Below are 25,812 nucleotides of genomic sequence, written 5' to 3'. Positions count from 1 at the left end.
AGGCCTCGGGGACGCCTCAGACGAGCTCGACGATCTGCCGGGCAGCATTGTAGGGCGTCGTACGCTGGGCCTCGACGTCGGCCTCCAGCCGGGGTAGCAGGCCCTTCAGTTCAGGCTGCGCCTGCAGGCGGGCGAGGAGCATCTCGCGCACGAGCTGGTGCATCCAGTCCCGATACTGGCGCGCGCGGCGGGCATCGAAGGCCCCGAGCTTCTTTGCTTCCAGGTAATAATCCACAACCATGCCCCAGACCGCATCGATATGCAGCCCCTTCAGCGCCGAGCAGGTCATCACCCGCGGCGTCCAGAAAGTGGTGTGGCGAAGCAGCCCCATAGCGTTAACGTAGTGCTGACGGGACTGTCGCGCGAGCTCTTCACTGGCGCCGTCGGCCTTGTTGATCACCAACGCGTCGGCGAGTTCGAGAATGCCCTTCTTGATTCCCTGCAGTTCATCACCACCGCCCGGGAGCATAAGCACCATGAAGAAGTCGACCATGGCCGCAACCTGATATTCGGACTGGCCGACGCCCACGGTCTCGACAAGAATCACGTCGTAGCCGGCGGCCTCGCAGAGCAGCATGGTCTCGCGGGTTTTCTGGGCCACGCCGCCGAGCGTGCCTTCCGAGGGCGAAGGCCGGATGAAGGCCTCGTCCCGGCGGGAGAGCTGTTCCATGCGCGTCTTGTCGCCCAGGATAGAACCGCCGCCCAGCGGTGAGCTCGGGTCCACGGCGAGGACGGCCACGCGCTTGCCCTTGCCGATGAGGTGAAGGCCAAAGGCCTCGATGAAGGTCGACTTGCCAACCCCCGGCACGCCGGTAATACCAACGCGGACGCTGTTGCCAGTGGCCGGCAGTACGCTCTCGAGGAGACCCTGGGCCGCATCCCGATGTGCCGGGAGGCGGCTTTCTACCAGGGTGATCGCCTTGGCCAGGGCCCGGCGCTCGCCGCGCTTCAGCGCCTCGACATCGACGGCCGCCATTCAGTCGCAAACAGCGTCGTTGATGGCCGTGAGCACTTCGCGAGCGGCTTTGGGGATGGGCGTCCCGGGGCCGAAGATGCATTTGACACCGGCCTCGCGCAGCATGTCGTAGTCACCGCGCGGGATGACCCCGCCGGCAATGACCACGATCTCCCCGGCGCCCTGCTTGCGCAGTTCCTCAAGGAGAGCCGGCACCAGGGTCTTGTGGCCGGCGGCCAGGGAAGAGGCACCGACCACGTGCACGTCGTTTTCGACCGCCTGCCGGGCAACCTCCTCCGGGGTGGAGAACATGGGCGACAGATCGATATCGAAGCCGACGTCCGCGAAGGCCGTGGCCACTACTTTCGCACCACGGTCGTGGCCATCCTGGCCCATTTTGCAAACCAGCATGCGCGGCCGCCGCCCGTGGCGCTCGACAAAAGCCTCAATGTCGCCGGCGATCTCCTGCCAGTCGCCGTCTTCCTTGAAGGCGGACCCGTAAACCCCGGACACGGTCTGCGCATGAGCCGTATAACGACCGAACTCACGCTCCAGGGCAAAGGATATCTCGCCTACGGTGGCGCGGCGCCGGGTCGCCTCGATAGACAGCTCCAGAAGATTACCTTCCCCAGAGACAGCGGCTTGATAAAGCTGTTCGAGGATGTCCTCGATTGCCTGCTCGTCGCGCTCACTGCGCAGCTTCTCGAGGCGGGCGAGCTGCGCCTTGCGCACGGCCTCCGTCTCGATTTCCAGGACCTCCACCGCATCGTCGTTACCGGAACGGTATTTGTTTACCCCGACGATGACGTCGTCGCCCCGATCAATGCGTGCCTGCTTGCGCGCTGCCGCTTCCTCAATGCGCAACTTGGGCATACCGCTCTCGATGGCCTTGGCCATGCCGCCGGCCGCCTCCACTTCCTCGATGAGCTCCCAGGCCCGATCTGCCATGTCCTGGGTAAGCTTCTCCATGAAATAGCTGCCGCCCCAGGGGTCCACAACATCGGTAATGTGGGTCTCTTCCTGGATGATGAGCTGAGTGTTGCGGGCAATGCGTGCGGCGAACTCCGACGGCAGTGCGATGGCCTCGTCGAGAGCATTCGTATGCAGAGACTGGGTGCCGCCGAATACCGCCGCCATCGCCTCGATGGTGGTGCGCACCACATTGCTATAGGGATCCTGCTCCGTGAGCGACCAGCCACTGGTCTGGCTGTGGGTGCGCAACATGGCGCTTTTCGGGTTCTCGGGCTCGAACTCGGACACGATTTTCGCCCAGAGCAGCCGCGCCGCACGCAACTTGGCGATTTCCAGGTAGAAGTTCATGCCGATGCCCCAGAAAAAGGACAGGCGCGGCGCGAAGTCGTCGATATGCAGGCCCGCCGCGAGCGCCGTGCGGATGTACTCCTTGCCGTCGGCGAGTGTATAGGCCAGTTCGAGGGCCGCATCGGCGCCGGCTTCCTGGATGTGGTAGCCGGAGATGGAGATCGTGTTAAAGCGCGGCATGTGCCGCGAGCAGTAGGCAATGATATCGCCGATGATCTTCATGCTCGGCGCCGGTGGGTAGATGTAGGTATTGCGGACCATGAACTCCTTGAGGATATCGTTCTGGATGGTCCCGGCGAGTTGCTCCTGGGAAACGCCCTGTTCCTCTGCGGCTACGATATAGCCCGCAAGAACCGGCAGCACGGCACCGTTCATGGTCATGGATACCGACACTTTGTCCAGGGGAATACCGTTGAAGAGAACCTTCATGTCCTCGACCGAATCCACGGCCACACCGGCTTTGCCAACGTCGCCGGTCACCCGGGGGTGGTCGGAGTCATAGCCGCGGTGCGTCGCAAGGTCAAAAGCCACAGAGATGCCCTGGCCACCGGCGGCAAGGGCCTTGCGGTAAAAGGCGTTGGACTCCTCGGCGGTACTGAAGCCGGCGTACTGACGGATGGTCCACGGGCGGCCGGCGTACATGGTCGCCTGCGGGCCCCGCAGGTACGGTGACAACCCGGGCATCGTGTCCGTGTAGGCGAGGCCCTCGAGGTCAGCCGCGGTGTACAGCGGCTTCACGTCGATACCCTCCGGCGTGTGCCAGGTGAGCTCCGCGGGGTCGCCGCCCTTCATCTGCTTCGTGGCCAGCGCGCGCCAGGCCTCAGGCGTCGCCTGCTCGGGGTCGTAGATCTTCTTGCTCATGTCAGTGTCCTTCGCCCGGCTGGTTCAGCTCGATAAGAACACCGTCACAGCTCTTCGGGTGGATGAAAATAGTCAGGGCGCCGTGTGCGCCGGGTGCGGGTTCGTCGGCCAGGAACTGATAACCCTTATCACGCAGTCGCGCCACGTCGGCATGGATGTCGTCCGAGCGGAAACACAAATGATGAATACCGCCACCGCGCTTCTCCAGGTAGCGGGCGATAGGCCCCTCACCGCGCAGCGGGTGCACCAGCTCGATGCTGGTCTCGGGAAGCGGGAAAAAAGCCGTCGCGGTCTTCGCGTCCTCGACATCCTCGGTGCCCTCGAAGGGCAGGCCGAAATCCTCCAGAAAGCGTTTGATGGCCGCATCCAGGTCAGGCACGGCGATGGCGATATGGTCCAGGGCAGTGATCATGGCTTCTCCTCAGACTAGCTGGGCCAGGAATTCATCGGTAGCGGCCCGGCGACGCGCTGCGACCTCCGCCGGCGACTCGATGACAATTTTCTCATCGGGGGTGATCTTGAACAGCGGCTGGCCCTTGCTGATGATCACCCCGTCCTCTTCCACCAGCACCTCGTCCACAGTGCCCGCAAAGGGCGCGTATACCTTGTTGAACATCTTCATGACCTCGACGATATACAGCGGGTCGCCGGCCTCAAAATGATCGCCGACGCTGACGTAGGGCTCGTGCGTCGGTGTTTCGCGGCCGTAAAACATACCGCCGCTTTCGGCGAGAATCTCGTCAGCCTTTGCCCGCGGCGGCGGCACAAGGACCTTGGCCATGGCCGCCTGGTGCTCGGCATCGAGAAGACGCTCAGGGATATGGATGCTGAGGTCGGCGTTCACCGACAGCTCGAAGAAACCGGACGCCTCCGCGAGCCTCGGCAGCACGGATAGCAGTTCCATTCCGGCCTGGAAGCCCCGATGAGCTGCCCGGACCGCAGCCCAGCGGTCCGCCGCCATACCGTCGGGGGCGCGCTCCTCCGCCAGGCGGGAACTGAGCGCCAGCCAGTCGTCCTCCCCGAGCACAGCATGCAGCTCGCCATAGAAGGCAAGGCCCGCCTGAAGAAGCTCGTGATCGTGGTCCCAGACCACCGAGGCCGCGGGGGCATCGGGATCGTAGTCCATGTCCAGGTAATGATAGGTCTCGTCAAGAAGCAGCAGCGGGTTGCCGTTCCAGCTGCTGTGGCCATCGAGCATCGTGTAGCTGTCGCGGTGGATGCTGAGCCAGCCGGCGAGCATGTGCGGCTGGGCAAGGAGAAGCTCCAGGGGACGAAGAATCAGCGTCTGCTTGCGATCCAGGGCAGCAGCGAGCTCCTTTGCCGCTGCGCCCTCATGCGCTGCCAGCAGGTGCCGGCGCAGACCTTCCCAGGCGTGATGCAGGTCGATGTTGTTGGCCCGGGCCCTGAGCTCACCCACGGCGGTGAGGTACGGGACAATAAAACGTGTCGTCGGCCGGGCGTTGATGTTGTTGCCGATGAACCAATTGACCAACCCGTAGTGGAACTCGAGGTTGGTGGCCAGCTCCTTGCCGCGCATCTGCGCCTGGCGGATCGTCTCGGCCAGACGCTGGTACGTTTCCAGGCGGGTATCCCCTACCGTGAGCAGAAGCGCGATGTTCGAGTCATAGGCCCCGGCCAGCGTGTACTTCATGAAGCTGTCGGTGTCCGGGTTGTGCAGACTGATGCCCTGGTCGTCGCGGATCTCGCCGTCGACGGCGTCGGACCAGTATTCAATAACGCCGCCGGCGGCCGGTTTCAACGCCTGGTTGGTGGCGTTCAGGCGCGCCTCAACGCTGTCATTGTGGCGCACCTCCCGGGTCGGCTGCGGCAGCGCGGGACCGTGCGCAGCAAGCAGCACCATGGCCTCCACCAGCGACTCGACCACAAAGGAATCGGCCGGATCCTCCGGATTCGTGAAGCGGAGCGCATAACAGAGCTCCGTCACCCGGTGCTCTACCTGGATACGCGTGTTCATTTCCATGAAGAAATGCTTGTCCCGGTCGACGATGCACTCGAAGGTCGATACAGAATCCAGGCCGACGGCCTTGCCGAAGCGCGCCGCCTCGTCTTCCATCTCCTCGAGGGTTCGGATTTCCTGCGTGAGGATACGGATCTCTTCCGCGTTGTCTTCCGCCTCGGCCTGGGCGAGCGCTGTGCGCAGGCTCTCATCGGTCACGGAAACTTCGAGCAGCTTCTGCTCATGCATCTGCAGGGAGCAATCCCGCCCGCCGAGGGTGATGCACCACTGCCCGTTGCCGAGCACCTGAATTTCCTGGTGCCGGGTCGTTTCAATGTTCAGCTCCACCAGCACGTTCTTGTTGTCGCCCACACCGGTGGTTTTCACCTCGTTGAGGATCTCGCGGGTCAATTCCGGAGAGCGCGCGACTTCGCCGATGCCCAGGATGCGCTGGCCTTTGCCGCCACCACCGCTGATGGCCTTGAGGCGCACGCGGTTCTCCGGGTATTGGGCCGTCATCTGCTCTACGACCTCCGTGAGGGTCTCGCAGAGTTCGTCGACGGTATAGAGATCAATGCCTTTGCCGTAGGAGGCGGCGAGAACGCGGTCAGCGAGGTCCGGCAGTTCCAGCGCGCCTGCCTCGAAAATCGCCGGATCAAGTGCAAGATCATGCTCCTCCGCAAGGGCCTTCAGTGCCGTAGCGTCCGGGCACTTCTTGAGCAAAGTGAGCGCGGTGGCGTTGTCCACCCCCGGCGTGACCGAGACGCCCGCCTTGAGGGCCGTGCGCTTGGCTTCGTCTTTCAGGCCGGCATCGTGGACGGTACGCGAGCAGGGACCGATAAAGTTCAGACCGGCGGCCTCCATGGCAGCAACCATGGCCTCATCCTCCGCCATGAAACCATAGCCGGCGAAGATGGCGTTGTAGCCGTTGTCGTGGGCAATATTGATGATCTGCCGGATGCGCTGCTCCCGCTCCTCCTTGTTGGCGCCCGTGTAATCCGGCACGCGGTGGATGCGGTCCGGGTCGGTCATGGCACGCAGCTCGGGAGCGAGGGCATTCTGGTAAGTGATCGAGTCCTTCTCGGAGAGCAGAATGCCAAAACGGGTAATGCCCATTTCCCGGAACACGTCCATGGCTTCCTTGCGGATCGGCCCCCGGCAGATAATCAGCGGCGCGATGTGCGTGCAGTCGAACTGGCGCACCCAGGGTGAACGGTGGCGGCCGAGGCGACGGTCGGCGTGAATAAGCGGATTGTGCAGATAATGTTCGTTGGACACGGGATTTCCTTATCGTAGCTGGGGCGCCGGGTCAGTGGAATTCGCGCTGCACGGAAGCCAGCGGCGCGGGCGTGTAGTGACGGAGGCAGAAGTCCATGTGTTCCGCCAGCACCTGGCGCAGCTCCGAGGGCATGACGATCTGGGAGATGGAGCCGAGGCTCAGTGCCTCGTTAGGATTCATGAGCTCGCGCTCGTAGCGCTGTGCCAGCGCGGCCTCCTCGGCTTTGACCCAGGCATCGACCAGGGCCCGGGCAGCGTCTTCTGCCTCAGCCGGCGACAGGCCGGCGCTCTCCTGGGCACGCGTTTCCGCAGCCAGGCGCTCCGGCACAGCGCTGCGGAGTTTGCGCAACTCATCCTTGTAGACGTACTCGACGCCGGCGGGGCCCATGACGGCCACCCGCGTAGTGGGCAGAGCAACGACGAAGTCGGCCCCCGTGGGATAGTTGTTATAAGACGCGTAGGCCCCGCCGAAGGCATTGCGCACCAGCACCAGGAAACGCGGCGTGCGCAGATCGACGATGGCGTCGAGCATGGCACGGCCGGCCTGGACGATACCGCGGCTTTCCTGTTCCTTTCCGGGCAGGAAGCCCGTGGTGTCCTCGAGGAAGATAATCGGAATGTTGTACAGATTGCAGAACCGAATAAAGCGCGCGTTCTTGTAGGCGGCGTCGATATCGATCTGCCCCGAGGCCACCGCGGAGTTGTTGGCGACGAATCCGATCACATGACCGCCCATACGGCCGAGGGCAGTGATGGTGTTGCGGGCGCGCTCGCTCTGGAGCTCGAGAAAATCACCGTGATCGCAAAGCTGCTGGATAAGAACGCTGATATCGATCGGCGTATTGAAACCCGTCGGCGAGTTGAAGGCCTTCTTCAGGAGAATATCGATATCCCAGGTCTTGCGGCTCACCGGGTCCGAGGATGGCTGGTGCGGGGCCAGCTCGTTGTTACAGCCGGGAAGGTACTTGAGCAGTTCCCGTACCTTGCGCAGCGCGGCGACTTCATCGGGCACAACGAAGTCGGTCACGCCGCTCTGGCTGTGCACACCGGGGCCACCGAGTTCATCCGGCGTGACGTCCTCGCCCAGCACGGACTTCACGACCCCGGGACCGGTAAGCCCGAAGAACGTGTCATTGGGCTGGATGAGGAAACTACCTTGGCGCGGGAGATAGGAGCCACCACCGGCATTGAAGCCGAACATGCACATAATGCTGGGTACCACGCCGCTGATCTTTCGCAGCGCAGTGAAGGCGTCGGCATAACCGTCGAGGCCGCCGACACCCGCCGGGATGTAGGCGCCGGCAGAATCGTTAAGACCGACCAGGGGAATGCGCCGCTTGGCGGCGAGCTCGAACAGGCGGGCGAGCTTCTTGCCGTTGGTGGCGTCCATGGAGCCGGCGCGCACGGTGAAATCATGACCGTAGATGGCGACGTCCCGGCCGCTGACGCGAATCAGCGCCGTTACCAACGAGGCGCCATCCAGGTTCGGGCCCCAGTTCTGGTATAACACCGTCGGCGACTCGTCGGCGATGAACTTGATCCGCTCCCAGACCGTCATCCGTTTTTTGAGGTGCTGTCGCTGCACATTGCGAACGCCGGCGGCTTCAAAGGGGCGGGCCTGCAGCGCTGCGCCCGCGCGCAGCGCCTCCTCGTAAGGTCCGGGCTCCGAAGCGATCTGCCCCGGCACTTCGAAGGTGCGTTCCACCTGTGGTGCGAACGGGTTCTCGAGGCTGGCGTAGGGCGTCTGCTTGGCTTGACTCATGGCGTGCTCCACCGTGGCTGCGGGGTTATTGTTACTTGCAGGCGCCCGCGGGGTACGCCGCGCGGTCAGGGGGCACGCAGCGCGGCACGGGGACACCCGGATTTCGGGGCCAAGACGATAGCCCCCGGGGGCCGGGAAGTCAATGCAAAACAAGAGCTTATGAAGATAACCAGAGTTTCAGTCCAGCCATCGGGTCAATCCCGGCCATGCTGACGGTGAGTACATCTTGCGGTGCCATTGAGACGGTTCCCTACCGCAGCGACCCCCTGCACCACTACCGGTGCGTCGCGGACCTCCCAGACCCGGTTCTCCTGGACAGTGGCGGCCCCCATGGCTTCGATATCATCGCCGCCGCCCCGTTGGCCGATTGTTGTCTGCATCTGCCCGCAGCGCCGGACGCGGCGGCCGTCGCGGCCTTCTTCGCCGGGCTTGAAGCGCGGCACGGCGCGCGGCCACCGGTGGACGACGCCCGGGCCGCCCTGCCCTTCGCCGGCGGTCTCATCGGGTTCATCGGCTATGACGCCACTCTGCCGCTGCACGGGCTGACCGGCCGCGCTGGCCCCGGAAGCACGCCAGCGGCGGTGGTGAACGAGTACCCCTGGGCAGTCGTGCAGGATCGGAGCCGCCGGGAAGCCTGGCTCGTCGCCCGGCCAGGACTGCCCGCAGGCTGGCGCAGAGAGCTGCTGACGCGCCTCAGAGACCCGTCACCGCCCCCCACGGCAGCGTTTCAACTGGCGGCCCCCTTCGAGGCTGACATGGATGCGGAGGCTTACCGCGAGGCCTTCGACCAGGTGCAGAGGTTCATCGGGGCCGGCGACTGCTACCAGGTCAATCTCGCGCTACGCTTCAGCGCGCCGTTCAGCGGCAACCCCCTCGGCGCCTACGCCCTGCTGCAGCAAAGCGGCAGCGCGCACTTCGGGGCCTATTTCCCCCTGGGCCCGGGGCGCGCCCTGCTCTCCCGTTCGCCGGAGCGCTTCCTCGCCGTTCGCCGCGGCGTGGTGACCACCGAACCCATCAAAGGCACCCGTCCCCGCTCGGCCGACGCCGCCGCCGATCGCGCCACGGCTCAGGAGTTGATGTCATCCGACAAGGACCGGGCAGAAAACCTGATGATCGTCGATCTGCTGCGCAACGACCTCGGTCGCAATTGCCGCCCGGGGAGCATCCGTGTCGAGGAGCTCTTCGCCCTGCGTAGTTTTCCAGCGGTACACCATCTGGTGAGCACCGTCCGCGGCGAACTGGCCCCCGGTCAGACCCCCGTTGCGCTACTCCGCGACAGCCTGCCCGGCGGCTCGATCACCGGAGCGCCCAAACGCCGCGCCATGGAAATCATCCATAGCCTCGAGCGGGCTCCGCGTCAGGCCTACTGCGGAAGCCTGTTCTATCTCGATGACGCTGCCCGCATGGACAGCAGCATCCTCATCCGCAGCCTGCTCGCGGAAGACGGGCAGCTTCACTGCTGGGGCGGCGGCGGAGTGGTCGCGGACTCCGTCTGCGAGGCGGAGCATCGGGAAATTTACGACAAGGTGGGCGGCTACCTGCGTACGCTGGAGACAACGGCTCAGTAGCTGGGCAGATCAACGTGCTCAAAAAGGGCATCGAGCTCGCCACGACTACGGGTGGTAAACGCTTCCTGCACCAGTTCGCGGGTCAGGTGCGGCGCAAAGTCCTCAATAAAGTCATACATGTAGCCACGCAGGAAGGTTCCCCTGCGGCAGGCGATTCGGGTCACGCTCGGGGCAAAAAGGTGACCGGCATCGAGGGCGACCAGGTCCTGGTCGTTATTCGGGTCATACGCCATACTGGCGATAATGCCGATGCCCAGGCCGAGGCGAACGTAGGTCTTGATGACGTCCGCATCGGCGGCCGTGAACACGACCCGGGGGGTGAGCCCTGCCACCGAGAAGGCCTCGTCGAGGCGCGAGCGGCCGGTAAAGCCGAACACGTAGGTCACCAGCGGGTGCGCAGCAACGTCGGCGAGGGTCAGCGCACCGCCCTGGGCCAGCGGGTGATTCCGAGGAACAATCACGCTGCGGTTCCAGCGGTAGCATGGCAGCATCACCAGGTCGCCGAAAAGCTCCATGGCTTCCGTGGCGATCGCGAAATCGGCGGTGCCATCGGAGGCCAGTTCGGCGATCTGCATCGGTGTGCCCTGATGCATATGCAGGGAAACATCCGGGTAGCGCTCGATGAAGCCCCGGATCACCGGTGGCAGCACATAGCGCGCCTGCGTGTGCGTGGTGGCAATGGACAAGGCGCCCTTCTTCTCGTCGCAGAACTCCTGCGCCACCTGCTTGATGCTCTCGACCTTGCGCAGAATGTCGCCGGCGGTCTCGAGGATGACCTCTCCCGCGGGGGTGACACGGGTCAGGTGCTTGCCGCTGCGGGCAAAGACCTCCACGCCCAGCTCGTCTTCAAGGAGGCGGATCTGCTTGCTGATGCCGGGTTGGGAAGTGAACAGGCTCTGCGCCGTGGCAGAGACGTTGAGGTCGTGGTGTGCAACCTCCCAAATGTAGCGCAGTTGCTGCAGTTTCACGCAAGCCCTCCCTGAACCGAACGGCGTAGGACGCCCCCGCTTTATAAAGAATAGCCATCAAACGAGTGTCAGGCCAGCACCTCGCGTAATAAGACTCAGCGAGGGTCGTTGGCAACACCGTGCGGGACATGCCCCGTCGCCACATGGGAACCGGCGGAGCGGCAATAGGTTTCCTGATCGTCGAAGAACACGTCGGCCTGATAGGCGCGAAGAAAATCCGCCTTATCGAGGCCACCGAGAAAAATGGATTCGTCGATGCGGATGTTCCAGGCCCGGAGCGTATGGATCACCCGCTCGTGCGCCGGCGCAGAGCGCGCCGTGACCAGGGCCGTGCGGATCGGCGCTTCTGCCGGCGGGAAAGCCTGCTGCAGCTCGTGCAGCGCCGCCAGGAAAGGTTTGAAGGGCCCGCCCTCCAGAGGCTTACGCGCCGAAGCCCGTTCACTCGCGGTGAAGGCCTCGAGCCCCTCGAGCTTGAAGACGCGCTCCGCCTCGTCGGAAAAGATGACCGCGTCACCGTCAAAGGCGAAGCGTAGCTGGTCGTCGGCGCCGCTGGCAGCGCGCGAGGAAACAAGGGTGGCGGCGGCAACTCCGCACTCCAGCGCGTTGCGGACATCTTCCGGCTCCGTCGACAGGAAGAGATGACAACCGAAGGCGTTTACGTAGCGCCAGGGACTGGCGCCACCGCAAAACGCTGCGCGACTTATCGCCAGCTCGTAGTGCTGGATCGAGTTGAACACCCGCAGGCCCGTGTCGGCACTGTTGCGTGACAGCAGCACGACCTCAACCCGGGCATCTCCCTCAAGACGCTGATTGATGCGCAGGAGTTTTTCCACCAGGGGAAAGGCCTCACCGGGCGCCAGTGGCTCCTCTTCGTGGGCGACCTGGTATTCCGAGTACGCCGCAAGGCCCTGATCCTCGAACACCTGGTGGCTCTCGCCAAGATCGAAGAGCGCCCGCGAGGAGATGGCGATGACGAGCTTGTTGTCCAGAGTCACAGGCATGCGGCAAGGATAGCGCGCCCATGCATCAACGTGGAAGGCTCGGCATAGAAACGCCCGCTCAGCCCACGCGCAGGAAACCCCGCTCCTCAAGGTCCAGCAGCAGCAGCTGCTGGAGCAGAAATTCGCGACTGGTCTCGGGATGGTCGAGGTGAATACGCTCGAGGTAGTGCCGGGCCTCCTCGTGTTGCGGGTGGTGCAGGAGCGCGCGGACGCAGCGCACCAGGAACTGTGCGGGTTCCTCGCTCAGGGCTTTGATCCGGCGCAGGCTCGCCGCCAGAGTAAGCTCCTCCTCCGTCAGCTCCGTGCCAAAGGGGTAGTCCGGCAGGAGCCCTCCCTGGCAGTAGCCGGCCAGGGCCTGCTCGAGGCGGTCAGGCAGGTTGTGCCGTCGGTCTGCAGGTACCCGGTAGTGCTCCGGCAGCTTGCCGGCGGCCTTGGCTGCCTGCGCCAGCTCGTCCTGGAAGCGGCTGTCGGCGACGGCGATGAGCCGCCGGATGACCTCCGCATCCTCCTGCCCGCGCAGATCCGCCACACCGTACTCGGTGACGATGATATCGCGGAGATGCCGGGGGATCGTGGTGTGTCCGTAGTGCGGAACAATATTGGAAGACAGGCCTTTACCTGTGCCACGGGTAGCCCGGATACAAAGAATGGAACGCGCGCCGGGCAGGTCGTGGGCCATCGCGACGAAGTTGTACTGGCCACCCACGCCGCTGATCACAGTCCCGTCCTCAAGGGCATCGGAGGTGACCGCCCCGCTCAGGCTCACCATCATCCCCGTATTGATAAAACGCGCATCCCGGCGCTGGGCGCAGTACAGGGGGTAATCTCTGAGGAGCTGGTTGGTGCGCAGCACGCTGGTCATAGCGATAGCGTCGCGGGCCTCGTCGTCCAGCTTGCAAAGTTTTGCATAGAAATCCCGCGGCCCGAGGAAGAAGCCTCCGTGGATAACCCGGCCATGCCGTAGCAGGCGCCCGCCGACGCGGTCGAGGAGCTGCGCCCGGGTGACGGCATCATCGAGATCGTTGGCGAGCATGACACCGCCAAGGGAGAGCGCTTCGCCGGCCAGGGCGAGCTCCTCCGGGAGCAGCCCCCAATGCTGTCCCTGAACCAGGGCCCCGGCGTCCAGCACCCGCGGCAGCAGCCCATGATCCCGGGCGTAGCCGTAAAGGGTCTCGTCAATGGTGTCAGTGATAACACCGGCATTCAGCCCTTCCTGCAGCGCGAGATTATCGTAAACGCGACGACGTACGATGCCCGCCTCCATAAGCCGGAGCATGCCGTTCACGAACATCTCTGTGGAGACGTACAGCCCTTGTTCAAAACGGCCTTCGCTGGCAGTGCCCCCGAGCGCACGGAGCACCGCACGGTAGTCGGCACTGCGTTGGTGCCGGAGCAGAAGCGCATGGGCCACCGCGTCGCCCAGGGCGCCGATACCGATCTGCAGCGTGCCGCCGTCTACCACCAGGCTGCTGGCATGCAGCGCCGTAGCATAGTCAGTCAACGGAATCGCCGGGTTGGGTACGGCAAAAAGCTGCCGATCGAGCTCCGGGTTCTCGAGCACAAGGTCGAAGGTCTCCGGGGACACCTCCGCGTCGTTGGTCATGAAAGGCAGCTGCGGATGGACCTGAGCAATGCTCAGGTAGCTGCCCGGCCGTTCCCGGCGCAGGCACGCGAGGAGGTCCATGGCGGTATCGGGATTGCACGACAGGCTGAGGCGTCGCTCGCTGCCGCTGCCCCGGGCCGCCACGAGCTGCAGAAGGACGTTGACTCCGGCGGCGCAGAGATCGCGGGCAATATGCGTGTAGTTGCTCGAGATATAGTGCTGCTGGGCGCTGGCCAGCCCCTTCATGGAACCGGCTTTGAAGTACAGCTCGCTGACCGTGATGTTCTCCGGCAGCCCATCGCCTCGAAGCGCCTCCAGATAGGCCAGCCCCTCGTAATCGCCGAACAGTCGCTCGATGATCGGTCCGGCAAGCTCCTTTTCGACCGGATCTTTCGGGACCGGCACCTCCAGCGACAGCGCCGTATAGATGTGCAGCCGCAGGCTGCGGTCCGCCGCGGCGCGACGGTAGAAAGCATTGAGCAACTGGACGGGCTTGCCGAGGCCCAGCGGTGCGGCAAGGCGGATGTCCTTGCCTACGGCCGCGATCGCGGCATCCACACAGGCATCAGGAGAAGTCTGCAGCTCGGTCATGGCGAGTGTCCCCTTTTTTATCGCTATGCATGCAAGGCCCGGAGTGGTCTTTCCGGGGCGGCTGCGAACGGGGAGCGACTGAGCGGCGCACCCCGTACTCGACCCGGCAAAGCTGCCGCAGGCCTAAAGCTGCCGCACGCCTAAAGAAAGCACAGGATATGAAGGGCGGCGTTGCGCAGGATCAACACCGGCGACGATCGCTCTCAGCGCACCCCGGCGAAGTAGTCCCAAGAGATACGGAAGACCAGCGGCCCCAGGAGCAGGAGCGCGATGAGGTTGGGGATTGCCATGAAGGCATTGAGCGTATCGGCGAGGAGCCAGACGAGATCGAGCTGCAGCATCGTACCGACCGGCAGGGCCAGGACCCAGAGCAGGCGGAACGGCAGGACGCCGCGGACCCCGACCAGAAACACCACGCAGCGCTCGCCGTAGAAAGACCAGCCGATGGTGGTCGTAAAGCCGAAGAGACAAAGCCCAAGGGTGACGATGATCTCCCCGCCCGGGAAGGCCCCGCCGAAAGCCAGGGACGTCAGGCTCGCACCGCTCACACCGGTCGGCAGCACGTCCATGATAACGATGACCAGGCCGGTCATGGTGCAAACGACCAACGTGTCGATAAAGGTCCCGAGCATGGCGATCATGCCCTGCTCCACCGGCGAGTCGGTGCGCGCAGCCGCGTGGGCGATCGGCGCGCTGCCGAGCCCCGCCTCATTGGAGAAGATACCGCGAGCCACCCCGAAACGCAGCGCGGCCCAGACCGTGGCCCCGGCAAAGCCGCCGGTGGCCGCAGAACCCGTGAAGGCCGACGCAACGATCTCCACCAACGCCCCGGGCACTGCATCGATATGAAATACCACCACCAGCACGCTCATAAGCAAGTAGCTCGAGGCCATGATCGGCACGAGGTAACTGGCCACCTGGGCAATGCGCTGGATACCCCCGAGCACCACGGCCCCCACCAGCACCATGAGCACGAGCCCGGTGAACAGCGGAGGCACCGCGTAGCTGTCGTTCAGCACCTGGGCAATGGAGTTCGACTGCACCGTGTTGGCGATCCCGAAACCCGCAAGGCTGCCGAAGATAGCAAACGCATAGGCGAGAAAATGCCAGCGCCGGCCGAGACCGTTGCGGATGTAGTACATGGGGCCGCCGCTGTAGTTACCGTTGGCATCCTGCTCCCGGAAGCGCACTGCGCAGACGGCTTCCGCGTACTTGGTGGCCATGCCGAACAAAGCCGTGAGCCACATCCAGAACAGAGCGCCGGGCCCGCCGAGGGCGAGGGCCGTCGCGACGCCGGCGATGTTCCCGGTGCCGATGGTCGCCGACAGGGACGTCATCAGCGCGCTGAAGGGCGAGATGTCTCCCTGCCCTGTGCCCGTGCGCCCGCGCAGCAGCAAGCCGATGGCCCGGGGCAGGCGGCGCAGCGTTGCGAAGCGCAGGCCGAGGGTCAGGAAGATGCCCGTGCCGAGGAGGAGCAGGAGCATGACCGGCCCCCAGGCCAGGCCATTGACGGTGACGATCAGATCGCGCACAGACGTTCCGGTGTACGGTGAGGAGGCAGCGTTGTCAGTCGCCGATCGCCTTCAGCGTGCCCTTAGGCAGCTTGGCGTGCACGTGAAGGCGCTGGAACTTGAGCGTCGTGTTTTCGCCCACGTTGAGCACCATGTAATTGTCGTCCAGGGCGGTGATACGGCCAAGGATGCCCGCGCTGGTGACGACCTCGTCGCCCTTGGTAAGGCTGCCCACCAGTTCCTGGTGCTCCTTCTGACGCTTGCGCTGAGGCCGGATCGCGATGAAATAGAAGATAGCAAACAGACCGACCAGAAAGACGATCTGAAACAGGCCGCCACCGGGCGGCTGCTCTGCGCCCTGGGCGTGGGCGGCTGCGATGAAAGGGATCATGGCTGTCCTTCTTACACTGGAAACAAAGGGTGAATTCCCGCCGCGGCAATGTAACGGGTTTGGCCTCCCCGGGCAAACGAAGCGGGCTCAGGACGCGAGCGCCAGATCGAAAACCATGGTCTGCGGCGCATGGTCCGAGAAGCGTTCCTCCCGGTAGATGGATGCAGCACGGACCCGATCCGCGAGACCGGGGGTAATCACCTGGTAGTCCAGGCGCCAGCCGACGTTTTTTGCCCAGGCCTGGCCGCGATTCGACCACCAGGTGTACTGATCCGGGCCGGGCTCCACGATGCGAAAGCTGTCGCGGTAGCCCAGTTCGCTGTAAACCCGATCCAGCCAGGCGCGCTCCTCGGGCAGGAAACCGGAGTTCTTCTGGTTGGCTTTCCAGTTGCGCAGGTCGATTTCCCTGTGACAGATGTTCCAGTCCGCACAGATCACGAACTCCCGGCGCTTGCGGCGCAGGCCACGAAGATGTTCATAAAAGCGATCCATGAAGGCGTATTTCTTGTCCAGCGCGGCCTCGCTGCTGGAACCCGAGGGCAGGTAGAGAGACACCACCGACAGGCCGTCGTAGTCCGCCTGAAGGTAGCGCCCTTCGCTGTCTGCCGGATCCCAGCCGAGCCGGTCGATGACCTTGCGCGGCTGCACCCGCGAGTAGAGCGCGGTGCCGCTGTAGCCCTTGCGCTCGGCGTCATTGTAGAAGCAGTGGTAGCCCGACGGGTAGAACGGGCTCTCATCCAGCTGGTGCTCCTGGGCCTTGGTCTCCTGGATGCAGACGATATCCGGCTGTTCCTGCTCGAGCCACGCAAAGAAACCCTTTCGGGCAGCGGCACGTATGCCATTCGCGTTGAGAGTGACGATGGAAAGCACGGTGTGCTACAGACCCAGCTCTTCGATCAGAGCGAGCACATCGTCGTGGTGGGACTTGGTCTTGACCTTGTCCATGATGTATTTCAGACGCCCGTCCCTGCCGATGATAAAGGTCGTACGCAGGATGCCCATGAACTCGCGGCCCATGAACTTCTTCAGGCCCCAGGCGCCGTACTTCTCGGCGATGGCGTGATCCTCGTCGGAGAGCAGCGTGAAGTTCAGCTGTTCCTTGTCGATGAACTTGCAAAGGCGTGCCACCGGGTCCGGGCTGATCCCGAGCACGACCGTATCCTTCTTCGCCAGCGCCTTGCTGCTATCGCGCAGGCCGCAGGCCTGGACCGTACAGCCCGGCGTCATGGCCTTCGGGTAAAAATAGAGAACGACATTCTTATCGTCACGAAACTGCTTCAGGCTGACCTTGCTGCCATCCTGGTCGGGCAGCGTAAAGGCCGGAGCCAGGTTACCGATCTTGGGGAATGCCATGGCGATCTCCTCGTTGGCTGGCTGTCATGCTGGCGTGTTTCAGCCGCCGGCATCACGACGGCGAAAGATGGTTTCCACGGCGTGCGGATAGTCACGGCCCGCCTCGCGATCATCGAAGAAGGCGCGCAGCGCCCGATAAATACTCGGGAACGCAAGGTCGTCCCAGGGCACCTCGTCGCGGCGGTAGAGGCGGGTTTCTGTGCTCTCCGGTCCGGGCGCGTGGCTGCCGTCAATCAGGCTGCAGCGGTAGAACAAATACACCTGATTGATATACGGCACGTCATAAACGCGGTAGAGGGCGAGGTCCCGGACCCGCGCCCGGGCCTCCTCCCAGGTTTCCCGGGCGGCCCCCTCCTCCGTGGTCTCGCCGTTCTCCATGAACCCGGCGGGCAGTGTCCAGTAATCGCGGCGCGGCTCAATGGCCCGGCGGCAAAGCAGGACCTGGTCGCCCCAGGTCGGCAGGCAGCCCACGATAACCCTCGGGTTGATGTAATGAATCGTCTCGCACGCATCACAGACAAAACGCTCCCGGTCATCCCCCGGGGGGATACGGAAGGTAACGGCAGCGCCGCAATCGCTACAGAACTTCATGGGCTCAGGATACCGCGAGCGCGCGGTAGCCGCCGCGGTAGAAGACCAGCGGTTCGCGGGTGGTATCCGCCGCAAAGCGGGCGACCCGACCCACGATGATGGTGTGGTCCCCGCCCTCATGCGTCGCCGCCAGCTGGCATTCGAAGACTGCCAGCGCGCCGGTAATCACCGGTGCGCCGTTCTCCCCGGGCGTGAAATGGGCCGGGTCGAGCAGATGAGCCCCGGACTGCGCGTAGCGTGTGGACAAAAGTTCCTGCTCCGCCGCCAGCACGTTGATGGCATAGTGCTGCGGCGTTGCAAAGATATCGTAAGCTTCGGAGTTGTTCTGCAGGCTCCACAGAACCAGCGGGGGGTCCAGGGACACGGATGAAAAGGAATTCACCGTGAGGGCCTGCGGCTGCAGCTCGCCGTCCAAAGCCGTGACCAGACAGACCCCTGTCGCGAAATTGCCCAGAGTATTGCGCAGCGCCCGAGGATCCAGTGCCATAATTGCTAGTCTTCCGTCCTTGCCGTGGTCATTGGCGCCGCGCGCTGCCAGCGCGCCGCGCGCTCATCATCTCCGCGGCGCGCCTCCACCCAGCGCGCTCCGGAACCCCGATATTCCTTCTTCCAGAACGGGGCGCGGGTTTTCAGGTAGTCCATGGTGAACTCGCAGGCCGCGAAGGCATCGCCGCGGTGGGCGGCCGCCGCACCGACCCAGACGATGCTGGCACCCGGGGCCAGCTCGCCAATGCGATGCACCACACCGATAGCGAGGAGCGGCCAGCGCTCCCCTGCCTCGTCGAGAATCGCCGCGATGGCGCGTTCCGTCATGCCCGGGTAGTGCTCCAGGGTGAGACCGCTGAAGCTGTCGTCACCGACGGGCCGCCGCACCTGCCCGGTAAAAGTCACCACTGCCCCCGCACTATCTCCTGTCGCCACCGCCGCCTGCAGCGCGGCCGGGTCGAAGTCCTCCCGCTGGATACGACAGAAACGCGGGCCCATGTCAGCCGCCGGTGACCGGTGGAAAGAAAGCCACCTCGTCATCGGGCCCGAGGGCAACATTGCCGTGCACCACAATCTGGTTCACGGCGCAGAGCAGATTCGGCTGTGCAAGCACTTCCCGATACACGTCGCTGCGTGCCGCCAGAGCACCGCGCAGCGTGTCCAGGTCCGGCGGCAGCGCTGCGCCGGTGAACTCGCACTCACCGCTGCCGAGACGCTCCCTCACGCTGGCGAAGAACAATACCTTCACGCCGGTGCGTTCTCTCGCCGGTAGTCGCCGGAGCGGCCGCCGCGCTTCGTCAGGAGCCGCGTGGCGGCGATGGTCATGTCGCGGTCAACAGCCTTGAGCATGTCATAGACCGTAAGCGCGGCCACGGCCGCCGCGGTCAGCGCCTCCATCTCGACCCCCGTGCGCCCTGCAACCGCGCAGCGGGCCACAATCCGAACCCCGGGCAGCTCATCACAGGCTGTCACTTCCACGTCGATCCGATCCAGCGGCAACGGATGGCAAAGGGGGATGAGCTCCGCCGTGCGCTTGGCCGCCTGAATACCGGCAATGCGCGCCACAGCAAAAACATCGCCCTTGGCCGCGTTACCGGCCCGGAGCAGAGCCAGGGTCGAAACGTCCATGATGACGTCACTGGCCGCAGACGCTTCCCGGCGGGTCACGGGCTTATCGCCCACGTCCACCATGTGGGCCTCGCCCTCACTATCAAGGTGTGTCAGCTCCGCCATCGCTCCGGCCTTGCGTTCATCGGCCCGGCAGTCTAGCCAAAGGCCGTGCCTGAAGCCAGAAATACCAAATCCGCCGCGCCTGTGGCACAGTCTTCCGCACTCTGCAGCAGTGGTGCCGCCGTGACAACTCAGAACAATAATGTCCGCGACGACAACTTCAGCTCCCGTTACCGACGCTTCGTGCTGGTGATGCTGACCATCGTCTACGCCTTCAACTTCATCGACCGGCAGATCCTGGTGATCCTGCAGGAGCCGATCAAGGCCGATATGGGCCTGACCGACGCGCAGCTCGGGCTGCTCTCGGGCTTCACCTTCGCAGTCATCTACGTGACCGCAGGCATCCCCATTGCCTACCTTGCCGATCGGGGCAACCGCCGCAACATTGTCGCAGCGGCCCTCGCCGTCTGGAGCGGCATGACGGCTCTCTCGGGCCTCGTGCAGAGCTATGGACAGCTGCTGCTGGCGCGGGTCGGCGTGGGCCTCGGAGAGGCTGGCGGCAGCCCCCCGGCTCACTCCATGATCAGCGACTATTACCCGCCGGAACAGCGCGGCACGGCGCTGTCTTTCTACTCCTCGGGTATCTATATTGGCATCCTCCTGGGCTACGCCTTCGGCGGCATCCTCGCCGACACCTTCGGCTGGCGCGCAGCCTTCATGGTCGTGGGCCTTCCGGGCATTCTCTTCGCCATCGTGCTGGCGCTCACCGTTCGCGAGCCACCCCGCGGACGCTGGGATGCTGCGGGCAGCAACGACCATCGCCCCAGCATCGGCGAGACCCTGCGCCTGCTCCGCGAGCGGCGATCCTTCTGGTACGTCGCGATGGGCTGCGCACTCACTTCCTACGTCTCCTATGGCAACGGCAATTTCCTACCCTCGCTGCTGATCCGCAACCACGGCATGAGCGTCGGCGACGTCGGGCTGGTGCTGTCCCTGGTCGCGGGCCTTTCCGGCGCGATTGGCACTTTCCTCGGCGGCTACCTCGGTGACCGGCTCGCGGTGGGCGACCGACGCTGGTACGTGTGGGTGCCCGCCATCGGTGGGGGCCTTGCTTTTTTCCCCTACTTCTACGTAATCCTCAGCAACCATACGACGTCAGTGCTGGCGGTCCTCGCGGTGGTCTCCGTGGTGAACTCCCTTTACCTCGGGCCCAGCATCGCCATTGCCCACGCCCTCGTGCCACCCCGCATGCGCGCGCTCACGTCCGCAGTGCTGTTCTTCGTACTCAACATGATCGGGCTTGGGCTCGGGCCCTTTTTTACGGGTCTGGCCAGCGATCTGCTTGCGCCGATGGCCGGCGACCAGAACCTGCGCTGGGCCATGGTGATAACCGCCTGCGTTGGCCTGCTGGCCATCGGCAGCTTCCTCCTCGCGGCCCGCAACCTGCCTGCTGATCTCGCCCGCGACGGCACGCCGGCTGCGGCGCAAGACTGAGGCACGGGACGAGTCTGCTATGCTGGGCACATGTTTACGCTTCCCGCGGTAACACACACACGCCGGGATGCCTGGCGCCGGGCCGGCTTGGAGATCGAGTTCACCGGCCTGTCCCTCGACGATGCAGCGAACGTGGTGCAAAAGGCCATCGGCGGTGAGCGCCGGCAAGCGGACGCGGCCCATTGCGTGCTCGCCGTTCCCGGAGCCGGCGACTTTACGATCGAGATCGACTGGGACTTCCTCAAGCGCCAGGCCGCCGAGCAGAACGGCAGCAGCGGCGAGGGCTGGGTAGAACTCCTCAGCCTTGCCGCTGAGCGCATTGTGCCGCTGGAGGTGGTCTGTCCGCCGATCCCTCTTGATAAACTCGCCCTATTGCTTGACCCGCTCGTAGACGCGCTCCGCAATGCCGGGGCTGCCGGTACCCGCGACTCGGTGATCGCAGCCTACGGCGTCCACATCAATACCGAGGCGCCCGACCTCGAAGCCGGGACGCTCTGGCGCTACCTGGTTGCCTTCGCCCTGCTCCAGTGGTGGCTGGTGGACGCCCATGCCGTAGACCTCGCCCGACGCGTAAGCCCCTATGTGGACCTTTACCCGGAAGCCTATACCCGGACGCTGTGCGAGCGGGGACCGCCAGCTACCGGCAAGGCACTCCTGGCCACCTATCTTGAGCACAACTCCACCCGCAACCGGGCCCTGGACATGCTGCCGCTACTCAGCGTCCTCGATGCCGCGGCCGTGCAGGCAGCGGTTCAGGACGACCGCGTCAAGGCGCGGCCGGCCTTCCACTACCGCCTGCCGAACTGTCTCATCGACGACCCGGACTGGTCCCTCGGAAACGCCTGGGAGGGTTGGCGGATCATCGATGATCTCGCCCAGCGGCCGCAGGACCTTGCGCACCTCGCCACAGCTTTTCTTGAACGCGGAAGGCCGCTCGTCGGAGTCGACCGGGCCGCCTGGAGCACGGAACTCACCCCATGGCTGCGCGACCGCGAATTGGCGTGACCGGCACTGCCCGCCGCTACGCATCCGCCTGGTGGTGTACGCGAGTGGCGCTGGCTCTCTGCGGCGCCCGGGCAGTCCGCATCAGCCTGCGCCATCAGCAGTCCCTTGAGGACATCGACGGTCTGGTGATCGGCGGCGGCAACGACATCGCGCCGGAGCACTATGGCGGCGTTCTGGAAGGAGCGGTACGCATCGATGCGGCTCGCGATGCGCTGGAGCTCCGCTGGGTTCGGCGTGCACTGGAGCACAGACTGCCGCTTCTCGGCATCTGCCGCGGCGCCCAGCTCATCAACGTCGTCCTCGGCGGCAATCTCCACGGCGATATCCGCGCCCTGCGCCGGCGCACCCGCAACCGCGGAAGCCTGCTACCCACCAAGCGCGTAGATCTCGAACACGGCTCGCAGCTGGCAGCGGTCACCCACCGCAAACGGCTCCGGGTAAACAGCCTTCACCATCAGGCCGTCGACCGACCAGGCGAGGAACTGGCTATCACCGGCCGCGACCTTGATGGACTTGTGCAGGGTGTGGAGCACCGCGAGCGCGCGATACTCGGCGTACAGTGGCACCCGGAATACCTGCTCTATCTGTCTGCGCAGCGCGCCCTCTTCCGCTGGCTGGTACGGGCAGCCCTCGAACGCCGTGGCTGAGCTCACGGTACTCTTTGCCAGCGCCTTCCTCGCGGCGACCTTTCTCCCTTTCTACTCCGAGGTGGTCTTCCTTGGCCTGCTTGCCAGCGGCAGCGATCCTGCGCTACTCGTAGCGGTCGCCACCCTGGGTAATACGCTCGGGGGACTGGTGAACTGGGTCCTTGGTCTCGCCCTGCTTCGTTTCCGGGAACGCCGCTGGTGGCCTGTGAGCGAGCGACAGCTCGCCCGCGCTACAGCCTGGTACAGCCGCTACGGTTACTGGAGCCTGCTCTTCGCCTGGCTGCCCCTCGGCGGTGATGCCCTTCCCCTGGTCGCCGGCACCTTGCAGGCACCGCTATGGAAGGTGGCTCCGTTGCTTGCTGTCGGCAAAGGCCTCCGCTACGCCGCCCTCTCGCTCCTGGTGGGGACGCCTCAGCCAGGCTGAAAGGCGCATTTGCCTGGACCGGCAAAGCGAGCTAGCGTAGCGCTTTCGTTGAACCGGGAACACCGCGATGCGCCAGCTTGCCCTCTCCCTGCTTCTTTTTGCCTGCGGCACGCTGACGGCCGCCCCGGACCCGGCGGCAACCGGCTTTTCCGCCGAGCGCCTGGCCCGGATCGACCGGCACATGGACGCCGCCGTAGCCGCGGGGATCATGGTTGGCGGTGAGGGGCTCATCGCCAGAGGTGGTGACGTCGTCTACCACGCCACCTGGGGCGACCGCGACCGGGAGGCGGGCCGGCCCGCGACAACCGACACGCTCTACCGCATCTACTCCATGACCAAGCCGGTCACCACGGTGGCGGTCCTCATGCTTTATGAGGAGGGTCATTTCCTGCTCGGAGATCCGGTGGCAGAGTACCTTCCGGAGCTGGCGGACCTCGCCGTCGCCGAAGACCTTGACCCCAACACCCCCCTGACCACGCGGACGGCGGCACGGCAACCGACGATCCGGGACCTGCTGCGGCACAGTGCCGGCTTCAGCTACGGCCTCTTCGGCGATAGCAGTGTGGATCGAAGATACCGGGAAGCCGGGCTGTTCCAGAAGGCAGACCTGCCGGCATTTACAGAGACTCTGGGCACCCTGCCCCTGCAATATGAACCGGGCACGCGCTGGCATTACAGTGTCGCCGTGGACGTTCAGGGGCGGCTGGTGGAGGCTGTCAGCGGCATGAGCCTTGGCGACTTCTTCCGCGAGCGGATCTTCGAGCCCCTGGGTATGACGGACACACACTTCCTGGTGCCCGCAGCGAAGCGGGACCGCCTTGCCCAGCTCTACTCACCCCGGGGAACGACCATGGCCCCGGACGCGCCCTGGCAATTCAGCGACGAACAGGCGCTTCAGGTTGCCGACCCGGAACTCACCCGGAGTTATGTCGAGGGCAACGTGTTTGAGAGCGGCGGCGGCGGCCTTGTCAGCACCGCCAGAGATTATCTGCGCTTCGCGCGGATGCTCGCGGGGGATGGTGCCGTGGACGGCGTGCGGCTACTCGCACCCCTTACCGTGCGTCATCTGCGCCGCAATCACGTCGCGGGCCTCGCCACGGACAACCTCTATTCCATCGACGGCTTCGGTCTGGGGGTCGGCGTGAGCGTCGACCCGGGGGCCACCGGCGAATTGGGTGCGGACGGCAGCTACGGCTGGGGTGGCGCGGCCGGGACACGCTTCTGGGTGGACCCGGTGGACGACATCGTCGGCATTTTCATGACCCAGAGCGTGCCGCACCAGACCAAACTGGCAGATACCTTCCGGGTGCTGACTTACGGGGCCCTGCTGGAAACAAATCGTGACCGGGTGGGTGCTAACAGCGCCGCCTGGTAGGACGGCGCGAAGGGACAGTGCGCCTCAGCTGAGGCTGCCGAGGAAAGCGAGCAGCTCCTCGAGGTAGCGCTCCCGCTCTTCGATGAACGGTGCGTGGCCACAATCGGGAAGCTCCACGGCGCGGGCATTCGGGTTGTTATCGGCCACCCAACGGCAGATCGGCGGCGCAACAAAACCATCCTGGCCACCGACGTAGCTGAGTATAGGCATGCTGAGCCCGGCGAGCACAGCGCGCTGATCCAGCGGGCCGAGCTCGGCGAGGGTCGCAATCGCCCGGGGGGAGGCCTCCGTGAACACCCGCCACATCCAATGCTCCAGCGCCTCGCCGACGGGCTTCGCGCAGACGGCCCGGGACAAACCATGGAGGAAAGTGATGCGATCCTCACTCAGACCCTGCACCGTAGCGGCCATATCCTCCGGCGTGCCACCCAGGGCAAGATCAGGCTTCTGCACGTAAATCGGTGACGCTGCGCAAGTCAGCACCAGCCCCTCACAGCGCTCGCCTAGCTGCGCGGCTGCCGCAACCGCCACGGCCCCACCGAGAGACCAGCCATTGAGCACAACGCGATTCAAGGCGAGCTGCCCGACCAGGGCGACCACGTCGCCGGCAATGGCCTCGATGCTCATGTCGGCGAAATCCTTATCGGACCCGCCGCAGCCCCGATGGTCCATGAGCACCACCCGATAGCCCTTGTCGAGAAGCGCCAGCAGTGTCGCATCCCAGACGCGGAGGCTCATGCCCCAGCCGTGCAGCAGCAGCATGGTCCGCTCACCGCTGCCGTGATCCTCAAAGTAAACATTGCCGTCGTCGCGTTGCAGGTAAGCCATGGCGGTTACACTCCAGTTCTCAGGATAGTCATGATCTGCTTTTCGTAATCGGCGAAGAGCCCGTCGATGTCCAGCGCATCAGCATCCACCAGCCACTGATAGATGGTGCCGAACATGAAGGAGCAGTAGCGCACGGCGAACTGCTCCGGGTCGATGGTCGAGGAGATATCGCCGTCGGCGATTCCCGCCTCGGCCCACTGCCGGGCATCCTTGCGGTAGATCGCATGATGGTCCGAGAGGGCACTGCGGATATCCGACTCGTGGCCGAGGGATTCGTACCAGAGCAGGTACATGGCCCGCAGATAGTTGGGCTCGCGGCGGAAGAAATCGCGCTGGGCGTGGATGCCGGCGCGAATCGCCTCGATACCGCGCTTCCCCTGGAGCCGCTCGCCGAGGTGCTCCTTCCAGCGCATGTCGAAGCGCCCGAAAAGTTCCCGCAGCAGACCGTCCTTGGAACCGAAGCGATAGCTCGCGAGCCCCCGGCTGTAACCGGCGCGCTCCCCGATCTCCTTCAGGGTCATCTTGCGCGTACCGAACTCGTTGATAAGTTCGATGGCCGCCTCGAACATGCGTCGGTCAGACAGCGCGGTCCTCTCGGCCTGGGTAAGCGGCCCTTCTTCGGCCCTGGATGGCTGTGGCTGTGGCATGAGTGGCTCCTCGTCAGGCTGCAGCG

General features: G+C 64.7%; 25 protein-coding genes. 6 read left to right on the top strand and 19 right to left on the bottom strand.

Features of this window, described 5'->3' with window-relative positions; genetic code table 11:
• Positions 1 to 16 precede the first annotated feature (16 nt).
• From meaB to HRUBRA_RS00505, 5 genes are read right to left on the bottom strand one after another with little or no spacing between them, the layout of a single operon-like run.
• Complete coding sequence (gene meaB / locus HRUBRA_RS00525) at positions 17 to 976, bottom strand: methylmalonyl Co-A mutase-associated GTPase MeaB (protein ID WP_035513448.1); 960 nt, start codon at positions 974 to 976, stop codon at positions 17 to 19.
• The gene (gene scpA / locus HRUBRA_RS00520) at positions 977 to 3,136 is read right to left on the bottom strand and encodes a methylmalonyl-CoA mutase (protein WP_035513447.1); all 2,160 of its coding nucleotides are present in this window, start codon (positions 3,134 to 3,136) and stop codon (positions 977 to 979) included.
• Between the two features lies 1 nt (position 3,137).
• On the bottom strand, positions 3,138 to 3,548 hold the full coding sequence (mce, locus tag HRUBRA_RS00515) for a methylmalonyl-CoA epimerase (protein WP_035513445.1): 411 nt from the start codon (positions 3,546 to 3,548) through the stop codon (positions 3,138 to 3,140).
• A 9-nt stretch (positions 3,549 to 3,557) separates the two neighbouring features.
• On the bottom strand, positions 3,558 to 6,371 hold the full coding sequence (locus HRUBRA_RS00510) for an ATP-binding protein (protein ID WP_035513443.1): 2,814 nt from the start codon (positions 6,369 to 6,371) through the stop codon (positions 3,558 to 3,560).
• A gap of 31 nt (positions 6,372 to 6,402) precedes the next feature.
• Entirely contained in the window at positions 6,403 to 8,133 is a 1,731-nt protein-coding gene (locus tag HRUBRA_RS00505; protein ID WP_035513441.1) for an acyl-CoA carboxylase subunit beta, read from the bottom strand.
• Positions 8,134 to 8,339: 206 nt separating this feature from the next.
• Between HRUBRA_RS00505 and HRUBRA_RS00500 the strand changes: the two genes are divergently transcribed.
• Positions 8,340 to 9,701 carry an anthranilate synthase component I family protein gene (locus HRUBRA_RS00500; RefSeq protein WP_035513440.1) on the top strand — a complete coding sequence of 454 codons (1,362 nt, stop codon included), beginning with the start codon at positions 8,340 to 8,342 and terminating at the stop codon, positions 9,699 to 9,701.
• On the opposite strand, the gene cysB is transcribed toward HRUBRA_RS00500, so the two are convergent.
• The 12 genes from cysB to moaC form a co-directional block, all read right to left on the bottom strand.
• A complete protein-coding gene (gene cysB / locus HRUBRA_RS00495) occupies positions 9,695 to 10,669 on the bottom strand; it encodes an HTH-type transcriptional regulator CysB (protein WP_035513437.1) in 975 nt (324 codons plus the stop codon). The two genes, HRUBRA_RS00500 and cysB, sit on opposite strands and share 7 nt — an antisense overlap.
• A 95-nt stretch (positions 10,670 to 10,764) precedes the next feature.
• On the bottom strand, positions 10,765 to 11,670 hold the full coding sequence (locus HRUBRA_RS00490) for a 5'-nucleotidase (RefSeq protein ID WP_035513435.1): 906 nt from the start codon (positions 11,668 to 11,670) through the stop codon (positions 10,765 to 10,767).
• 58 nt (positions 11,671 to 11,728) lie between these two features.
• Complete coding sequence (locus HRUBRA_RS00485; RefSeq protein WP_035513433.1) at positions 11,729 to 13,864, bottom strand: acetyl-CoA hydrolase/transferase C-terminal domain-containing protein; 2,136 nt, start codon at positions 13,862 to 13,864, stop codon at positions 11,729 to 11,731.
• Between the two features lie 203 nt (positions 13,865 to 14,067).
• Positions 14,068 to 15,348: an alanine/glycine:cation symporter family protein gene (locus HRUBRA_RS00480; RefSeq protein ID WP_456107044.1), complete on the bottom strand. Its 1,281-nt coding sequence runs from the start codon at positions 15,346 to 15,348 to the stop codon at positions 14,068 to 14,070.
• Positions 15,349 to 15,430: 82 nt separating this feature from the next.
• Complete coding sequence (gene yajC, locus HRUBRA_RS00475; protein ID WP_035513428.1) at positions 15,431 to 15,766, bottom strand: preprotein translocase subunit YajC; 336 nt, start codon at positions 15,764 to 15,766, stop codon at positions 15,431 to 15,433.
• Positions 15,767 to 15,853: 87 nt separating this feature from the next.
• The gene (locus tag HRUBRA_RS00470; protein ID WP_035513426.1) at positions 15,854 to 16,636 is read right to left on the bottom strand and encodes an exodeoxyribonuclease III; all 783 of its coding nucleotides are present in this window, start codon (positions 16,634 to 16,636) and stop codon (positions 15,854 to 15,856) included.
• A 6-nt stretch (positions 16,637 to 16,642) separates the two neighbouring features.
• On the bottom strand, positions 16,643 to 17,119 hold the full coding sequence (gene bcp / locus HRUBRA_RS00465; RefSeq protein ID WP_035513423.1) for a thioredoxin-dependent thiol peroxidase: 477 nt from the start codon (positions 17,117 to 17,119) through the stop codon (positions 16,643 to 16,645).
• Positions 17,120 to 17,158: 39 nt separating this feature from the next.
• On the bottom strand, positions 17,159 to 17,710 hold the full coding sequence (locus tag HRUBRA_RS00460; RefSeq protein WP_035513421.1) for an NUDIX hydrolase: 552 nt from the start codon (positions 17,708 to 17,710) through the stop codon (positions 17,159 to 17,161).
• A 4-nt stretch (positions 17,711 to 17,714) separates the two neighbouring features.
• Positions 17,715 to 18,197: a flavin reductase family protein gene (locus HRUBRA_RS00455; protein WP_035513420.1), complete on the bottom strand. Its 483-nt coding sequence runs from the start codon at positions 18,195 to 18,197 to the stop codon at positions 17,715 to 17,717.
• A 5-nt stretch (positions 18,198 to 18,202) separates the two neighbouring features.
• Positions 18,203 to 18,694 (bottom strand): molybdopterin synthase catalytic subunit MoaE, encoded by a 492-nt coding sequence (gene moaE, locus HRUBRA_RS00450; RefSeq protein WP_035513416.1) that lies wholly within the window; start codon positions 18,692 to 18,694, stop codon positions 18,203 to 18,205.
• A gap of 1 nt (position 18,695) precedes the next feature.
• Positions 18,696 to 18,944, bottom strand: coding sequence for a MoaD/ThiS family protein (locus tag HRUBRA_RS00445; RefSeq protein ID WP_035513414.1), 249 nt, complete (start codon positions 18,942 to 18,944; stop codon positions 18,696 to 18,698).
• A complete protein-coding gene (moaC, locus tag HRUBRA_RS00440; protein WP_035513413.1) occupies positions 18,941 to 19,429 on the bottom strand; it encodes a cyclic pyranopterin monophosphate synthase MoaC in 489 nt (162 codons plus the stop codon). Before moaC ends, HRUBRA_RS00445 begins: the two co-directional genes overlap by 4 nt.
• A gap of 120 nt (positions 19,430 to 19,549) precedes the next feature.
• Here moaC and HRUBRA_RS00435 point away from each other — a divergent pair, with 120 nt between their 5' ends.
• From HRUBRA_RS00435 to HRUBRA_RS00415, 5 genes are all read left to right on the top strand, one after another.
• A complete protein-coding gene (locus HRUBRA_RS00435) occupies positions 19,550 to 20,860 on the top strand; it encodes a spinster family MFS transporter (RefSeq protein WP_236629739.1) in 1,311 nt (436 codons plus the stop codon).
• Positions 20,861 to 20,890: 30 nt separating this feature from the next.
• On the top strand, positions 20,891 to 21,865 hold the full coding sequence (locus HRUBRA_RS00430) for an amidoligase family protein (protein ID WP_035513411.1): 975 nt from the start codon (positions 20,891 to 20,893) through the stop codon (positions 21,863 to 21,865).
• Entirely contained in the window at positions 21,862 to 22,512 is a 651-nt protein-coding gene (locus HRUBRA_RS00425; protein WP_236629738.1) for a gamma-glutamyl-gamma-aminobutyrate hydrolase family protein, read from the top strand. The genes HRUBRA_RS00430 and HRUBRA_RS00425 overlap by 4 nt, the downstream gene beginning before the upstream one ends.
• On the top strand, positions 22,505 to 22,936 hold the full coding sequence (locus tag HRUBRA_RS00420) for a YqaA family protein (protein WP_035513406.1): 432 nt from the start codon (positions 22,505 to 22,507) through the stop codon (positions 22,934 to 22,936). The genes HRUBRA_RS00425 and HRUBRA_RS00420 overlap by 8 nt, the downstream gene beginning before the upstream one ends.
• A gap of 67 nt (positions 22,937 to 23,003) precedes the next feature.
• The gene (locus HRUBRA_RS00415) at positions 23,004 to 24,311 is read left to right on the top strand and encodes a serine hydrolase domain-containing protein (RefSeq protein ID WP_052094226.1); all 1,308 of its coding nucleotides are present in this window, start codon (positions 23,004 to 23,006) and stop codon (positions 24,309 to 24,311) included.
• Positions 24,312 to 24,335: 24 nt separating this feature from the next.
• Here the strand turns inward: HRUBRA_RS00415 and HRUBRA_RS00410 are convergent, their stop codons facing one another.
• Both HRUBRA_RS00410 and HRUBRA_RS00405 read right to left on the bottom strand, forming a co-directional pair.
• Positions 24,336 to 25,139, bottom strand: a complete 804-nt coding sequence (locus tag HRUBRA_RS00410) for an alpha/beta fold hydrolase (protein ID WP_035513404.1) — start codon at positions 25,137 to 25,139, stop codon at positions 24,336 to 24,338.
• 5 nt (positions 25,140 to 25,144) lie between these two features.
• Positions 25,145 to 25,786, bottom strand: coding sequence for a TetR/AcrR family transcriptional regulator (locus HRUBRA_RS00405; protein ID WP_035513402.1), 642 nt, complete (start codon positions 25,784 to 25,786; stop codon positions 25,145 to 25,147).
• Between the last annotated feature and the right edge of the window lie 26 nt (positions 25,787 to 25,812).

Source organism: Pseudohaliea rubra DSM 19751, from assembly GCF_000764025.1.
GTDB lineage: Bacteria > Pseudomonadota > Gammaproteobacteria > Pseudomonadales > Halieaceae > Pseudohaliea > Pseudohaliea rubra.
The sequence above is the reverse complement of the archived record's forward strand: the minus strand, read 5'-3'. Positions and strand labels throughout refer to the sequence as shown.

Coding starts and splice junctions, on each gene's coding strand:
- mce (WP_035513445.1), bottom strand. CDS start 3,548: ATGATCACTGCCCTGGACCATATCGCCATCGCCGTGCCTGACCTGGAT.
- moaC (WP_035513413.1), bottom strand. CDS start 19,429: ATGGCGGAGCTGACACACCTTGATAGTGAGGGCGAGGCCCACATGGTG.
- bcp (WP_035513423.1), bottom strand. CDS start 17,119: ATGGCATTCCCCAAGATCGGTAACCTGGCTCCGGCCTTTACGCTGCCC.
- scpA (WP_035513447.1), bottom strand. CDS start 3,136: ATGAGCAAGAAGATCTACGACCCCGAGCAGGCGACGCCTGAGGCCTGG.
- HRUBRA_RS00490 (WP_035513435.1), bottom strand. CDS start 11,670: ATGCCTGTGACTCTGGACAACAAGCTCGTCATCGCCATCTCCTCGCGG.
- HRUBRA_RS00500 (WP_035513440.1), top strand. CDS start 8,340: ATGCTGACGGTGAGTACATCTTGCGGTGCCATTGAGACGGTTCCCTAC.
- HRUBRA_RS00405 (WP_035513402.1), bottom strand. CDS start 25,786: ATGCCACAGCCACAGCCATCCAGGGCCGAAGAAGGGCCGCTTACCCAG.
- meaB (WP_035513448.1), bottom strand. CDS start 976: ATGGCGGCCGTCGATGTCGAGGCGCTGAAGCGCGGCGAGCGCCGGGCC.
- HRUBRA_RS00460 (WP_035513421.1), bottom strand. CDS start 17,710: ATGAAGTTCTGTAGCGATTGCGGCGCTGCCGTTACCTTCCGTATCCCC.
- HRUBRA_RS00485 (WP_035513433.1), bottom strand. CDS start 13,864: ATGACCGAGCTGCAGACTTCTCCTGATGCCTGTGTGGATGCCGCGATC.
- HRUBRA_RS00430 (WP_035513411.1), top strand. CDS start 20,891: ATGTTTACGCTTCCCGCGGTAACACACACACGCCGGGATGCCTGGCGC.
- moaE (WP_035513416.1), bottom strand. CDS start 18,694: ATGGGCCCGCGTTTCTGTCGTATCCAGCGGGAGGACTTCGACCCGGCC.
- yajC (WP_035513428.1), bottom strand. CDS start 15,766: ATGATCCCTTTCATCGCAGCCGCCCACGCCCAGGGCGCAGAGCAGCCG.
- HRUBRA_RS00410 (WP_035513404.1), bottom strand. CDS start 25,139: ATGGCTTACCTGCAACGCGACGACGGCAATGTTTACTTTGAGGATCAC.
- HRUBRA_RS00455 (WP_035513420.1), bottom strand. CDS start 18,197: ATGGCACTGGATCCTCGGGCGCTGCGCAATACTCTGGGCAATTTCGCG.
- HRUBRA_RS00505 (WP_035513441.1), bottom strand. CDS start 8,133: ATGAGTCAAGCCAAGCAGACGCCCTACGCCAGCCTCGAGAACCCGTTC.
- HRUBRA_RS00480 (WP_456107044.1), bottom strand. CDS start 15,348: ATGCTCCTGCTCCTCCTCGGCACGGGCATCTTCCTGACCCTCGGCCTG.
- HRUBRA_RS00415 (WP_052094226.1), top strand. CDS start 23,004: ATGCGCCAGCTTGCCCTCTCCCTGCTTCTTTTTGCCTGCGGCACGCTG.